The sequence below is a fragment of the Paraburkholderia sediminicola genome (assembly GCF_046026855.1).
In the GTDB taxonomy this organism is placed as follows: Bacteria; Pseudomonadota; Gammaproteobacteria; order Burkholderiales; family Burkholderiaceae; genus Paraburkholderia; species Paraburkholderia sediminicola_A.
Genome location: NZ_JAQQET010000011.1, coordinates 165832 through 179877, shown reverse-complemented (window position 1 = coordinate 179877; position 14046 = coordinate 165832). Strand labels below are relative to the sequence as shown.

14 protein-coding genes and 1 riboswitch are annotated in these 14046 nt (G+C 60.2%); of the genes, 11 read left to right on the top strand and 3 right to left on the bottom strand.

The genetic code is table 11. From position 1 onward, the window contains the following. Window positions 1–284 precede the first annotated feature (284 nt). Window positions 285–668, top strand: coding sequence for a hypothetical protein (locus PQR40_RS14735; protein ID WP_408226049.1), 384 nt, complete (start codon window positions 285–287; stop codon window positions 666–668). A gap of 29 nt (window positions 669–697) precedes the next feature. Here the strand turns inward: PQR40_RS14735 and PQR40_RS14730 are convergent, their stop codons facing one another. Continuing rightward, window positions 698–1327 carry a hypothetical protein gene (locus tag PQR40_RS14730; RefSeq protein ID WP_408509266.1) on the bottom strand — a complete coding sequence of 210 codons (630 nt, stop codon included), beginning with the start codon at window positions 1325–1327 and terminating at the stop codon, window positions 698–700. A 17-nt stretch (window positions 1328–1344) separates the two neighbouring features. On the opposite strand from PQR40_RS14730, the gene PQR40_RS14725 reads away from it, so the two are divergent. From PQR40_RS14725 to PQR40_RS14710, 4 genes are all read left to right on the top strand, one after another. Next, window positions 1345–1848 carry a hypothetical protein gene (locus PQR40_RS14725; RefSeq protein ID WP_408334766.1) on the top strand — a complete coding sequence of 168 codons (504 nt, stop codon included), beginning with the start codon at window positions 1345–1347 and terminating at the stop codon, window positions 1846–1848. Beyond that, entirely contained in the window at window positions 1849–2625 is a 777-nt protein-coding gene (locus PQR40_RS14720; protein WP_408509265.1) for a hypothetical protein, read from the top strand. A 275-nt stretch (window positions 2626–2900) separates the two neighbouring features. After that, on the top strand, window positions 2901–3257 hold the full coding sequence (locus tag PQR40_RS14715) for a helix-turn-helix domain-containing protein (RefSeq protein ID WP_408509264.1): 357 nt from the start codon (window positions 2901–2903) through the stop codon (window positions 3255–3257). A gap of 95 nt (window positions 3258–3352) precedes the next feature. Continuing rightward, window positions 3353–3655: a hypothetical protein gene (locus tag PQR40_RS14710; RefSeq protein ID WP_408334760.1), complete on the top strand. Its 303-nt coding sequence runs from the start codon at window positions 3353–3355 to the stop codon at window positions 3653–3655. Window positions 3656–3766: 111 nt separating this feature from the next. Here the strand turns inward: PQR40_RS14710 and PQR40_RS14705 are convergent, their stop codons facing one another. Beyond that, entirely contained in the window at window positions 3767–4786 is a 1020-nt protein-coding gene (locus PQR40_RS14705) for an NADP-dependent oxidoreductase (protein ID WP_408509263.1), read from the bottom strand. Window positions 4787–4948: 162 nt separating this feature from the next. Continuing rightward, a riboswitch (yybP-ykoY riboswitch) is annotated at window positions 4949–5120 on the top strand. A gap of 100 nt (window positions 5121–5220) precedes the next feature. On the opposite strand from PQR40_RS14705, the gene PQR40_RS14700 reads away from it, so the two are divergent. After that, window positions 5221–6231, top strand: a complete 1011-nt coding sequence (locus PQR40_RS14700; RefSeq protein WP_408226069.1) for a sodium:calcium antiporter — start codon at window positions 5221–5223, stop codon at window positions 6229–6231. Window positions 6232–6312: 81 nt separating this feature from the next. Here PQR40_RS14700 and PQR40_RS14695 read toward each other — a convergent pair whose 3' ends face one another. Continuing rightward, a complete protein-coding gene (locus PQR40_RS14695; RefSeq protein WP_408509262.1) occupies window positions 6313–7371 on the bottom strand; it encodes an HAD family hydrolase in 1059 nt (352 codons plus the stop codon). A gap of 638 nt (window positions 7372–8009) precedes the next feature. Here PQR40_RS14695 and PQR40_RS14690 point away from each other — a divergent pair. The 5 genes from PQR40_RS14690 (at window position 8010) to PQR40_RS14670 (ending at window position 14026) form a co-directional block, all read left to right on the top strand. Beyond that, window positions 8010–8789 carry a hypothetical protein gene (locus PQR40_RS14690; RefSeq protein WP_408509261.1) on the top strand — a complete coding sequence of 260 codons (780 nt, stop codon included), beginning with the start codon at window positions 8010–8012 and terminating at the stop codon, window positions 8787–8789. A 24-nt stretch (window positions 8790–8813) separates the two neighbouring features. Further along, on the top strand, window positions 8814–10229 hold the full coding sequence (locus PQR40_RS14685) for a DUF1254 domain-containing protein (RefSeq protein ID WP_408509260.1): 1416 nt from the start codon (window positions 8814–8816) through the stop codon (window positions 10227–10229). A 28-nt stretch (window positions 10230–10257) separates the two neighbouring features. Beyond that, complete coding sequence (locus tag PQR40_RS14680) at window positions 10258–11745, top strand: DUF1254 domain-containing protein (RefSeq protein WP_408509259.1); 1488 nt, start codon at window positions 10258–10260, stop codon at window positions 11743–11745. 100 nt (window positions 11746–11845) lie between these two features. Continuing rightward, a complete protein-coding gene (locus tag PQR40_RS14675; protein WP_408226084.1) occupies window positions 11846–12814 on the top strand; it encodes a SphA family protein in 969 nt (322 codons plus the stop codon). Window positions 12815–12862: 48 nt separating this feature from the next. Beyond that, window positions 12863–14026, top strand: coding sequence for a BamA/TamA family outer membrane protein (locus PQR40_RS14670; RefSeq protein ID WP_408509258.1), 1164 nt, complete (start codon window positions 12863–12865; stop codon window positions 14024–14026). Window positions 14027–14046 lie beyond the last annotated feature (20 nt).

Here is a 14046-nt window from a genome sequence, read left to right as displayed (position 1 = left end):
TGACCGAGCGACCGCGCTCTGCGCGATTTTACGAAAGTTCAGATGAATCGGCCAGCTATTCAATGTGAGTCAGTGTGAGGCGACATGTAGTTTCGAACCTGAATATGCGAGTGGCATATCTCCAAATTCTGTCAAATAACTTCCCGGATATTCTTTCAGTTTGGCAAATGGATTACGATGCCCGGTTTTAAAACGGCGGCAACCAGGTTGCCCAATCCATGTCACAAAATCGCAAGAGGCGGTCCGCAGGGAGTCAGTCGGGCAGAAAGCCGCTTGGCAAGACCATGCTATTGCCGCACACGGCTACTTTTGTGCGCGAACAGTCGCTGCACTGGCACCTCGCCATGGCAGCATTTCGGGTTGGAAGGGGCAACGGCGATCTGCTGGCAGAACTGGTAAAGGCGCTTTATCTCGCCTGGTATCTTCAGGAGGCTGGGTTCGGTGCAGCGGAGCGTGAACTTTATCTCGATGCGGAACGCATTCTGGATGCGGCGGCCAGAAACGCGAGCAAAAACATCTGGCTCATCGAAGCAGCCGACTGTGTGCCGATTACCGGGATTCTCGACTTGCACGAACAGCAGTTGCAGCGTGCCCCCGTTTATGCAGTCGGTGAAGCCCAGCAGCGTGTGCTGCATTTCGGAAAGAGCGACAAGCGGTCACCGTGGTGAGACTTTCAGCTTTTCTTGGGATGCGCGCTTCATTGGGCGACGAGCGTCTGCGAGACGGCCGGTACGCTGGTCTGGTTCGAGGCCGGCACCGCCCCCTCAACAACGGCGCGGCGCAGCGGTTCGGTCGGGCGCCAGTGCCGGGGTAGCGCGCGGGCGTATACGCCTCCGTCATGCTCGCAGCCAAGCCGGAAGCGCTCGGCGACCGCCGCGTATAACCTTTCCTCGATCTCCACAATGAGTTTGTCGGGCGCCTGCGTGGCTTTTTCCTGCTTCGCACGCGCGAGAACGAGGTGGGCGCCCAGCACCACCTGAGCGGCGTTATCACGCCCCCTGTTTGCTTCCTTGACCCTCAACTGAATCGCTGCAATCAGTCCGCGAAGATCCGCAGTGTCGGCGTCCGCGGTGGCGAAGTGGGCCTGGACTTTTTGGTCGATTACGCGCTTGTCGGCGAGGTCAGGTACGCAGTGAGATTGGCTGCTGCATACTGGATCAACAATAGGATGTACGAAACAGCCGATCACGGGGCGACCGAGGACGACGTCGACAACATCACCCGAGCGATCAATCCCGGACTTTTCGCGCATCATCCCGGTCACCCGATCAGCCAGGAGAACATGAACGACATCGTTGACCGGCGGAATAATTTCGCCTCGATTCATAACTGGGAGGGATTGAAGTGAAGCGTATGGCAGGATTTTTCACGGTTGTTTTGTTGTCTCTCGTTAAATATGACGTGGCGAATGCGCAGACTCAGTCGTCGCAGGATGAACAGACGCTTTGCAACGAAGGCGAGGAGGTTTATTTCAGTTGTCCGCTGGAGAACGGGAAGACTGTTTCCGTTTGCGCAAAAAACAACACCGACCCTGAGCGGGGCTACGTGCAATACCGATACGGCAGCAAGGACGATGCCTTCGTATTTCCGCCTGAGAATGTTCCGCCTGCCAAGACGGTCAAGATCACCGACGTCTCCGAAGGAAGTATTCGTGGCCTGCATTTGAAGTTCTCGAAGGAGCCGTACACGTATGTCGTGTCCTCGGTCTCGCCGGGTGAGCTCTACGTATCGAAAAATGGCAAGATAATTTTCGATAAAGAATGCCAGGCTTCAAGATACAAAAGCTTTTCAAACAAGATTTTCGACGGAGTCAACGAGGCGCCCGTGACGAAGGTCGATATGCACTGAATGATGTTCATAGGCGCAATTGCGGCAATTCATAGGGTGCCGCTCGACGAAGATGTCCATTCGTTCTTGATCCCCAGCCAGAAATCCGGACATCTCGTGAATTGTCGAAACCTTATAGCTACGTCTCTGACGGTTGTGCTCGCTTCGCTCGCTCCTGTCGCCCACGCCGACGGTATGAATGCGTCAGTATCGGTGATACCGGCGCTGAAGCAGCACACTGCGCCGCTGGACGCATCGTTACGATCGTTGCGCGCCGGTATTCTTAAGGACGCGAAGGAATGTGCAGATAACGCGAGCGGCATGGGCGCAACGGCGCAATATCACGCCGATATAAAGAAGACGGTTGAGACGCCGAGCATCGTTGGATTCGAAGTGACCGGAAGTTCGCAGTGCGACGGCGCACATCCTAGCGCGTACCAGTATGGCATTTCATATCGCATCAAAGATGGCAAGCGATTCGATCTGAACGAGGTGTATGCAGTAGGACATCGCGATAGCGGTAGCCTGTTTCTGACTAAGGAATCGGTTGCCCCCGTCATGGCTGAGTTCAAGCGGATCAATGCTGGGAAACCCGATTGCCTCGATGCATCGACGTTTGATGACGAGTATCTGATGTCGAAGGCGTTTACGTTGGCCGTACGGACAGACGGGAGTCTGCAGTTTTACTTCGATACGGCCTATGTGGAAGCAGCGTGCTTTGCGCCGATCCGGTTGAGTGCGCAAGCGGTTAGTGTGTTTAAGAATGGAAAGACGGCTGCGGAGTATGGATTGCCTTGATGGCAGCTCGATAAACGCGCGTGGAGTGGGGCAACTTACCTCAACAAATTTTGATCTTGGTTGGGTGACCGTGTAGTTACATAGCCTGCTGCCTCGATTTCCGCTTCCTCCTGCGGGATGCCTGACATGAATTGGCCGTTCGGCTACAGACCTATCAGAAGGTTCAGAATTTGAATGACTTCGCATTTAAAAAACTCCATTTCAGAGTAAATCAACCCACGAACCCCTAAATCAGCGCTATCATCATGGCTGGACTTTCACCGCTGAACTTAGTCATGAATCCGAAGGATGAGCAGTTTTTCAAGGTGTTGGGCTCGCGCATCGCCAGCGCTCGCAAGGCCCACAAGTTCACTCAGCAGCAACTTGCCGAGCAGCTTGGCATTGCCCAGCAGACCCTCGCCCACTACGAAGGCGCGCGGCTGCGGCCGCCCGTCTCACTGCTACCGGAGTTGACCAAAACGCTTGGGCTTTCATCCGATGAACTGCTGGGGCAGGACGTGACTCGCGATAGGAAACGCGGGCGGCCCTCTAAGCTTCAGCAGCAGCTTGAGGCGATCAGCCGGCTACCGAAGGCGCGGCAACGCTTCGTATCCGAGATGCTTGATATGGTGCTGGCACAGACCCAGCAGTGAGGAAGGAAATTTGACGTAGTAGAAGAAGCGCGGGCCGCATGGGCGGCAACCCATACGGCCCGCTGACCACCACCAACTCACCGAAGGAGTTGACCATGGCTAACGCCAATCTTAAACCACGTCGCGCACGCGACGAACACGTCACGCGCATTTCCGTTGCGCTTGAAGCAAACCGTACGCACGAACACGGCAGGCGTACTGCCTTTCCCTGGATGCAGGTTACCGATGCCATGCTCGAACACGCCGGCTTTCTGCCGGGACACCAGGTCCTGTTCAGCATCGACTACCGGCTCGGACAGATCACCATTACCGCGGACTATGACTACAGGGTCGCCAGCAGGTACATGACGGCGCCGGAGACTGAGGCCATGCTGCAAAGACGCAGCAAACGGACATAAACAATCCACAAAAAGCAAACCCGGCCTCGGCCGGGTTTGCTTTTATTCGATCTCTAACGCGCTCAACTTTAACGTTATTAACATTGTCGGTTTTGACTCGGCCTCACACCTTCACACCCTTACCAGCAGCTTCCCAAGATTCTTCCCTTCGAACAGGCTATTCAGCGCCTCCGGCAACGCGTCAAACCCATCGACGTACGTCTCCTGGTAAACGATTTCACCGTTCTTCACCCACGGCGCGACGGTCTGCAGCATCTCATCCATCCGATACACGAAGTCGCGCGCCAGAATCCCTTGGATCGTCGCGCGCTGAAACAGCATGTGCTGCAGGAAGCGCGGCGCGAGGTCCGGCGTGTCCAGCCCCCCATCGTATTGGGCGATCGCACCGCAGATCACGATCCGTGCGCGGCGCTTGATGAGCGGAATCACCGCGTCGGTGATCATGCCGCCCACATTGTCGAAATAGACATCGACGCCGCCGGTTGCCGCTTGCAGCGCCGACTGCAAGCCTTCGAGCGTGGGATGTGCCCGATAGTCGACCGCGCCATCGAGCTTCAGTGTGTCGGTCAGAAATGCGCACTTGTCCGGGCCGCCCGCGATCCCGATGACGCGGCATCCGGCGCGCTTGCCGAACTGTGCGACCAGCGAGCCGACCGCGCCCGCCGCACCGGACACGACCAGCGTGTCGCCTGGACGCGGCCTGCCCGCTTCCATCAAACCGAACCATGCGGTGCGTCCCGGCATCCCGAGTACGCCGAGCGCGGTCGAAACCGGCGCCGCGTCCGGGTCCAGTTTGGTCAGCTCGCTGTGATGGCACTTGGCGTACAACTGCCAGCCGCTATAGGCCGATACCCAGTCACCCTGCTTGAACCGCGGGCTTGCCGACGCCACCACTTCGCCAACCACGCCCGCTCGCTGCACTATCCCGAGCGGATGCGGTGCATCGTAGGTATTGCGTTCGTGCTGCTGGATTCGGATGTACGGATCGACGCTAATAATGCGCGCCCGAATCAGCACCTCATTCGATGACAAACTGCCGTCGAGCTCGCTTTCGCGCAACTCGTAATGCTCATCGTTAACGCGTCCCTCGGGGCGCTTGACGTAAAACCACTGGCGATTTTGATAACTCATGTGAGGACTCACTGCTGTCGTAGACGGTGATCGATCTTACCAGCGGGGCCGTCGCACGCGCGCGCACCTGACGTCGCATCCGGACGGACGTCGTCAGGCCGGGAGCCGACGGAACATGTGCCTGATCCCAAGCTTGTTGAAAGCCGCGCATCCCGTTAGAATCCCCCGGTCACTGGGGAGTAGCCTTCCTTCATCCATTGAAGGAGAGCGCGTCAACATACTTGGCCTGCGGGTCATGGCGCGTTCGACCGGGTCGGTTTGGCGAGACCATTGGCGTACTGCTTCGTTCTGGTCGGACGGGTCGCGGTGCGTCATTGGTTCGTCATCTACGTCCGACCGCGGAGTTGCCCTGTGAAACGTCGTAGTGCCCTGCCAGTCTCCCCGCTTGGCCATCCGTTGTGCCGCGTTCCCTTTGGATTTGCTGGGAGCCAAGCATGACCGGTCTCCTGTTCGAACTTGCCCTCATGCTGGTCGTCATTCTGGTGGCGGCCGAGCTCTTCACTAACGCACTCGAACATCTCGGCGAGCGCCTGAAAATCTCCGAAGGTGTGACGGGCTCGCTGTTCGCGGCGGTCGGTACCGCCTTGCCCGAGACGCTCGTCCCGTTGCTCGCGATTGCCGGCGGCACAGCTGACAGCGCGGTCAATCAGGAGATTGGCGTCGGCGCGATTCTAGGCGCGCCGCTCATGCTCTCTACCCTCTCCACCTTCCTGATGACGCTCGCGATTCTCGGCTCGCGCGGTGCCGGCGGCTGGGTCGCGCCAGAACGCACGGGTTTCACGCGCGATCTGAACTATTTCCTGTGCGCCTTCGTGCTGGCGGCCGCGGCGATGTACGTGCCGCACGAACAGATGATCGTGCGGGCGCTGTTCAGCGCGGCGCTGGTCGGCGTGTACATCACCTATGTGGTGATGACGTTCCGCGCATCGAACAAACTGGTCGACGCCGGCCACGGCACTGAAGCGCCGGGCAAGATGCTGCTGTCGCGTCTCGGCTTGCCCACCAATCTCGTGACCATCGTGGTGCAACTCGCGCTGGCGGTTGGATTGTTGGTGTGGGGCGCGGAAGGCTTCATCCACGGTGTGCGGGGTGTGTCCCAGGTGCTCGGCGTCTCACCGCTGCTGCTCTCGCTGCTGATTATTCCGATCGCCACCGAGTTGCCGGAGAAGGTCAACAGCATCCTGTGGATTCGCCGTGGCAAGGACACGCTGGCGTTCGGCAACATCACCGGCGCGATGGTGTTTCAGGGAACCTTGCTGCCCGCAATCGGGATTCTGCTGACGCCGTGGACGCCGCGCATCGAAGTGGTGACCGGCATCGTAATTACGCTCGCCGCCGCCGCATGGCTGCGGATCAACGTGCGCGAACGCGGCGTGCCGGTGTGGGCGCTGCTGGTGTGCGGCGTGCTGTACGCCAGCTATCTGGTGATCACCCTGACCCGCTAAGCGAGTGATGAAAGGCCCGGGAGGCCGCGCAGAAACCGCAGCAAAGACTGCAGCGAGCGCGGCCTTCCCAACAAGCCGCCCTTAATTCGACGGTGCCGCAGCCGTTGCCGCGCTATCCGGCTTGAACACCGTGTTCCAGTCATCCTTCATATCGACGACGAGCCAGCCTTTCGCGCCGGCTTCGTCGAGGCCCTTGTCGAGCTTGCCGCTTTTCGCCGTGCGATCGTACGCATACTCCCGTTCGCCGTCAGTGTGGTGCAGCAGCGCCGCGAAGCGCGGCCCGTCGCCGGCCGAGGTCCATTCGAGCATCGGCACGTCGCCGTCCGCGTTGCCGAACGCGATTACCGGACGCCTGCCGATCACGCGGGCGATGGCGAGCGGTTTGGCTGCGCCGTCGACAAGCGTGTCGACCTGCGCAAGCCGGGTCAACGCGACGGCGCCATTCGTCTGGCTGTACTTGTATTTGACGGTGCTGCCAATCACCTGCTCGGGCGGAATGCCGTACACGCGCTGCGCCATGTCGCGGACGAACTCCACATCGCTGCCCGTCACCAGATAGGTCCTGAAGCCGTTGGCGCGCAGGTAGGCGAGCAACTCGAGCATGGGCTGATAAGCGAGGTCGGCGTACGGGCGGTTAAAGCGCGGGTCACTCGCTGAGTCGAACCATTCGCGCACGAGCGCGGCGAATTGATCGCTGGTCATGCCGGCATGCGCCGCCGCCAGCAGCCTCATCGAGCCGGCGTCGCCGCTCGCCGCGACACTTTTAAGATTGCCTCTCAGAATTGAGCGAAACGGCTCCTGCCGCTTCCATTCCGGATGCCGCCCGGCCACCGTCTTCACCCGTTGCAGCGCAAACACCAGTTGCACCGAGGCGGGTTGCTCCGGCCACAACGTGCCGTCATTGTCGAACACGGCGATGCGGTCGGCGTGCGCGATGAAATCCTTCGACTCGGGCGTGGTGACCAGCGTGACGAAGTCGACAATCGAGCGCTTGGTCGCGGTGTCGTTCCACGATGGGAGGGCGGCGGCGGTCGACGCGCCGGCCGGCGACTCGCTCGTATCGTGGCGCGGCGTAACGGTGCAAGCTGAAAGAACCACGACGGTCAAAGCAATGCAGTACCGGTGCATCGTGCGAATCATGAAAGCCTCATCAAAAGCGGTGGGTCAAACTTTGAGCGAGCGCCAGTCTAATGGGCCTAGGTGATTGTTGCAGCCCATTCTGTTGTTTTTTTTGAGCGGCCGCGTCAATGCCGGTGATTCGCAACGGCACATTCCGCCATGTGGTTACTTAAGCATTGAGCGAATAAATATTCAAAGCTACGGAGAAACTATGCAATGCGAATGGCTATAAAAATCTAATGCAGGCGGAAATTGACGAGCTTTCGATCGTGTTACAAATTTATCTCTGTAATTATCGGGAACGTTTGCTAGTATTCCGCAACGACGTCCCACGTTATGCACTTTCTACTTTCCGCATGCCGCGGTTGGCGCGGCGTCTCTTTGGTTTGAAGGAGCGTCCATGCAAGCCCTGTATCCGGTCGTACCGTCTGTCCAGCTTGTTCGAGAGACTTAGCGCGATTTAATCGTGTGCCTCATCTGTCTCGCATATTTTCCCGGCTGCGCGTGGCTGCCGGGTGGGCTAACACGCGTCTGCGATTAGTTTTACTTAATTCGAAAATACGAATGCTGTTTCCTTGGTTTTATTTGCGTCGGGCAAAGGAATGCATTCGCCTATAAGAAATGCCCATAGACGAGGTGTGGGAATGGGTTGTAAATGCGTGGTTTGGTCGGCAGCGTTATACGCCGCCTCGGTGATGTTGTCGCCGGCGTTCGCTCAGGCATCGGCCGACGAAGCCAATAAGAGTAATAACCCGCTCAATCTGGCCGCATCATTCAACATCCAGAATTACTACACGCCGAGCGTGTTCGGTGCGAGCGCGCACACCAACGATCTCCTCTTGCGCCCCACGGTGCCGATCGGCCCGAACAGCCTGATCGGCGTGCCGGAAATCTTCCGCGCCACGCTGCCGGTCAGCACGCGGCCCGATCCGAGCGGTGGTTATAACACCGGCCTCGGCGACCTGAATCTATTCGACATCTTCCTGCTCTCCCAGGGCGACGTGCAGATTGGTGTCGGCCCGCTCGTGACCATGCCGACGGCCACCGACCCGAGCCTCGGTACCGGCAAGTGGCAGGCCGGCCTTGCTGCCGTCGCCGTAAGCGCGACCAAGGCGCGATTGCTCGGTGCGCTGGTGCAATGGCAACACTCGTTCGCGGGGCAAAGCAGCCGGCCGACCACGCAGTCGCTCACCGCGCAGCCGTTTGGCATCTTCAACCTGCCGGGCGGCTGGTACATCCGCTCGACCGGCACCTGGACTTTCGACCTGCAGCACGGCAGCTATTACATTCCGGTCGGCCTTGGCGCCGGCAAGGCGTGGAAGGGTGGCTCGACCATCTACAACGCGTTCATCGAACCGCAGTACTCCGTCGCCCATTCCGGCGCAGGGGTACCGAAGTTCACGATCTTCGCGGGCCTGAATATGACGTTCGGCAAATAGACCAGAACCTGAGAGAAAGCAGACATGACATTGCTTAAACGCCTGCAAATCGGCGCAGTCGTCGCCGGCCTGTCGTTGACGATATTGCCGTACACGGAAGCCGGCGCCCAGGCCGCCGCTTCATCCGCGACCGTCACGGCCTCACCGGACGAAGCGCGCGCGATCGCAAAGGATGCATTCCTCTATGCGTATCCCATGCTGTTCAACTACAAGACCCTGTACCAGCAGGCGCTCGATTCCAGCTCGAAGTCTTATGTGGGCGGTTTCGGCAAATTCCGTAACTACTCGCAGCCGTACGGTCCCGAGAACAAGGAAATCGTCACGCCGAATAACGACACGCCGTACTCGTGGGCATGGCTCGATCTGCGTCGCGAACCGTGGGTGCTGACGGTGCCTGCGGTGCCGAAAGAGCGCTACTACGTGTTCCAGTGGATCGACCTGTTCACGTACAACTTCGCGTATGTCGGTTCGCGCACCACGGGCAACGGCGCGGGTCACTATCTGTTCGCCGGACCGAACTGGCAAGGCGACACGCCCAAGGGTATCGACAAGGTGTTCCGCTCGGAGACGGACCTGATCCTGACGCTCGGCCGCACGGCGCTCAACGGCGCGAGCGACGTGAAAAACGTTCAGGCGATCCAGAAGCAATACAAGCTCACGCCGTTGTCCGCCTTTGAGCACACGGCTGCACCGCCTCCCGCGGCGAAGCTGACGTTTCCGAAATGGGATGAAGCAAAGGCGACTTCGGTCGATTTCATCGCGTACCTGAACTTCCTGCTGCAGTTCACGCAACCGCCTGCACCCTCCGAGAAGGAATTGATGGAGCGTTTCGCGAAGATCGGCATTGCGCCGGGCGTCCCGTTCGATCCGGCCGCGTTGCCACCGGAAACCCGCGCCGCGCTCGAAGCGGGCGTCGCCGACGGCAAAGCTGCGTTGGCCGATGCGGAAAAACACACCGCCGGCTCGTTCAACCTGTTCGGCAGCCGCGCGGATCTGAAAGACGACTACACCACGCGCGCCGTCGCCGCGGCGATGGGTATTTACGGCAACACCAAGGAAGAAGCGGTGTATGTCGGCACCCACGTCAATGCGGAACACCAGCCGCTGCTCGGCTCGCAGCCTTACGTGCTGCACTTCGACAAAAAGGACCTGCCGCCCGCGAAGTTCTTCTGGTCGATGACGCTGTACGACCTGCCCGCCCGCCATCTGGTCGCGAATTCGATCAACCGTTACTCGATCGGCGATCGCACCAAGGGTCTGAAATACGGCGCGGACGGCTCGCTCAATATCTACGTGCAGCACACGTCGCCCGGTGCGGACAAAGCGTCGAACTGGCTACCGGCGCCGCCGGGCGCGTACGACCTTGTCATGCGTATCTATGGGCCCGATCAGACGGTGCTCGACGGCACCTGGAAATTTCCCGAGCCGCAAAAGCGCTAAACCGTGCATGGACGAACCTGAGAGCAATATGAACAAGAAAACCGCGACATGGGTCACGGCTGCCGTGCTGGCGGCGGTCGCCGCCCCCATTCTGGCGAAGACGCAACAGGGCCAGCCGAGCCATGCGACAGCCACCGTGCCGTCCGTGCCAGGCCCAGTAGCCGGCTACGCGATCTCTGAAGAATACGCACGGCTGGTGGCGCGCCAGACCTACTTCTGGGCGTGGCCGATGGTGAACGTCTACGGCCGTCTGCTGGCGATGAAGCAGGTGCCGCAACCGGGTCTGAACGGCGGCATCGTACCGGTCGCGCCGCCCAATCACCTGTCGATGCTGCGCGACTATATCCAGCCGCAGGAGCGATTTGTCGCGTGTCCGAATCAGGACGTGGTCTATGGCTCCGCGATCCTCGATCTGAACCAGACGCCGGTGGTCGTGCAGGTGCCTGATTTCGGCAAACGCTTCTGGGTCTATCAGGCCGTCGATCTGCGTACGGACGGTTTCGCGAGTCTCGGCAAGATGTACGGCACGCGTCCGGGCTTCTATCTGTTAGCGGGTCCTGACTGGCACGGCCAGGTGCCGAAGGGCATCCGCCAGGTGTTCCGCTCGCCGACCGGCGTCGGCAGTTTCATCCCACGCGTTTTCATGGACGACACGCCTGAAGATCGCGTTGCGGTGCAGTCGGTGATCGCGAAGGTTGGCCTGTATCCGCTTGCCGAGTACGACGGCACGATCAAGGAGACCGACTGGTCGAAACTGCCGAGTTTCGGTCCGACCGGTGGTGCCGCGGGCGGCAACGCCGAAGAGATCAAGTGGGTCGATCCAAACCGGTTCTGGGACGAACTGCCCACGGTGCTTGACCAGACGCCGCCGCAACGCGGCGAAGAAGCGCTCTACGCGCAGGCGCGAGCGCTGATCGCGGCGGCGCAGAAAGATCCGGCGATCAAGACCGCGATCGTCGACGAAGCGGCCAAGGCCGATGCGGATCTGGTCACGCCACTGTTCAACTTCAACACCTTCGGCAAGCGGCTGCCCGCTAACTGGAACACCATCAGCAACGGCGCGGCATTCGGCACGGACTACTTCACGCGCACGGCGGTGGCGAAATCGAACATCTTCGTCAACAAGCCTAACGAGACCAAGTATTTCTACGGCGATGCCGACGCATCCGGTCAGCGTCTCGACGGCAACGCGCACTACACGGTGACGTTTGCTAAAGATAGTTTGCCGCCGGTCAAAGGGTTCTGGTCGCTGACCCTATACAACTCGCATCACTTCTTTTCGCCGAATGCGCAGAACCGCTACTCGCTCGGCACCAAGAATCGGGATCTGAAGTTCAATGCCGACGGCTCGTTGACACTCTACGTGCAGAACACGAGCCCCGGCGACGACAAACTCGCCAACTGGCTGCCGGCGCCGGCCAACGAAGCGTTCTCGCTATATGTGCGCGCGTATTGGCCGCAGCAACCGGCGCTCGACGGCAGCTGGACGCCGCCGCCGGTTGTGCGCCAGCCATGAGAACCACATTGTCGTCCACCCGTGCGGCTTGCCGCTGCACGTCGTCCATACCCTGGTCCGCGGAGTGAGAATGCGGAAATCTATTTTCATGAGGATGACTATGAGTCGCCCTAACCGTTTGTTCGCAAGCCGGTCACTCGCCAGGTTGTGCACGGGTGCGCTTCTCACTACCGCTGGCCTGGGTGTCTCCCAGCAAGGGTGGGCGACTGAAGGTGGCATCGGCAGGCCGATTACCGGCATGCAGGTCACGCCATACGCCGGTGTCGTGCCCCCTACCGACGACTGGATCGTGTCAGCCACCACCATCTATTACGAAGGGTCGTTAGGCGCGAGCAAGACGATTCCGATCGCCGGGCAGATTACTGCGGGCGTTAACGTGACGGCGGTGTACACCATCGTCAATGCGGTCAAGACGTGGGGCATTACCGCGGGTGGCTGGAACTTTGCGTCCGCGTTCGGGGTGCCGTTCCAGTACACCGACATCTCGTCGTTTCACGGCCATTTGCCGAATGATCACAACACACAGTTCGCCGACTTGTTCTTCACGCCGGTGGTGGCCGGATATCACCTGACCAAGACCGACCACATCGCGTTCAGCGTGCAGATTTACGCGCCGACCGGTGGTTACAGCTCGAGCCGGCTGGCCAATGCCGGCCAGAATACGTGGACCTTCACGCCGACCGTCGCCTATACGAAGCTGTTCCCGAAAGAAGAGATCGAGTTGTCCGTGAACTACGGCATTGGGTTTTACACGGCCAACAGTGACACTCACTATCACAACGCGCCCGTCAGCGTGCTCGATCTCCTGGCGCTCAAGCGCTTCGGTGGCTGGGGCGTGGGCGTCGTGGGCGGCTATATCCAGCAGCTCGGTCATGACAGCGGCGGCCTGGCCGATGTCACCGGCGGCAATCAGGGGCATTCGGTGGGCATCGGGCCGATGGTCACGTGGTCGGGCAAGGTTCAGAAAACGCCGGTGTCGGCGTCGCTGCGTTGGGTCAACGAGTTCAATGTCAGCAACCGGCCTAAGGGGAATGCGGTGGAGCTGTCGGTCAGTGCCACCTTCCAGTAACGGAGCATGCATCTGGTGATCCGTCGTTCCTTGTCTGTGCCGTGTCGCATGCCGCGTCCCGTCGACGCCGCTTCGTCCATCAAGGTCGATGGACGCCGCCGCAGCGGCAGATTGCGCGCCTCGGCGGTGGCCGCGGCGGTGCTGCTCGTGTCGGTCCATGGCCACGCGGAATCGAAATTCACTGATCCCGAAGACGGCGCATTCGACCTGAGCAATCTGCTGCTGACGCATCGCGGCGTATTGCCTGTGCCTACGCTAATCACCGAGCCAGCGGTCGGCTACGGGCTGGGCCTCGGCCTGCTCTATTTCTCGCTGCCGAAGAAAAGCGCCGACGCGCCCGACGATTCCAAAGCGCCGCCGAACATCACCGGCCTCGGCGGTTTTGCGACTGGCACCCATAGCTGGGGTGCTGCCCTGATGCACTTCCACACTTGGGACGACGACCACATCCGCTATCTCGGCGTGATCGGCAAGGTGGGGTTGCATCTGAATTACTACGGCATCCAGAATCAGCCGCGCGCCTACCAGCTAGACGGTATCGCGCTCGTGCAGCAGGTGTTGTTCAGGCTCGGCAACAGCCACTGGTATGTCGGCCCGCGCTACACCTTCTTCGACGCGAGCACGCGCTTCGGTCCGATCATTCCGGAGGGGATTCGCCCGTTCGAGAAGGATCAGCGTGTCGCCAAGGGCGGTGTGGTGGTCGACTACGACACGCGCGACAACATGTTCTATCCGTCGAGCGGCACTTATGCGGAACTCGAAGCGGACCTCGCGCGGGGCGGTCTCGGCAGTTCCACCAACTTTCAGGAGCAGACGGCACGCGGCTACCAGTGGATTCCGCTGTCGAAGAGCTGGGTGCTCGGCCTGCGTGCCGACACCGGTTTCTCGCAAGGAAACATTCCGTTTTTTGCGCAGCCGTATGTGTCGTTGCGCGGTGTGTCCGATGCGAAGTTCCAAGACAACAACCAGCTCACCGCGGAAGCCGAAATCCGCTGGAACGTCACGCCGCGCTGGTCCGTGCTCGGCTTCGGCGGCGTGGGCAAAGCCTATGGCCATCTGCATTCGTTTTCGGATGCGCCCACCGCGTTCGGCTTTGGCACAGGTTTTCGCTATCTGATTGCTCGCAAGCTCGGCGTGACGATGGGGATCGACGTCGCGCATGGGCCGGGGCAGAACGCGTTTTACGTGCAGGTGGGCAGCGCGTGGCGCTGACCCGAACGATCGGCGTTGCC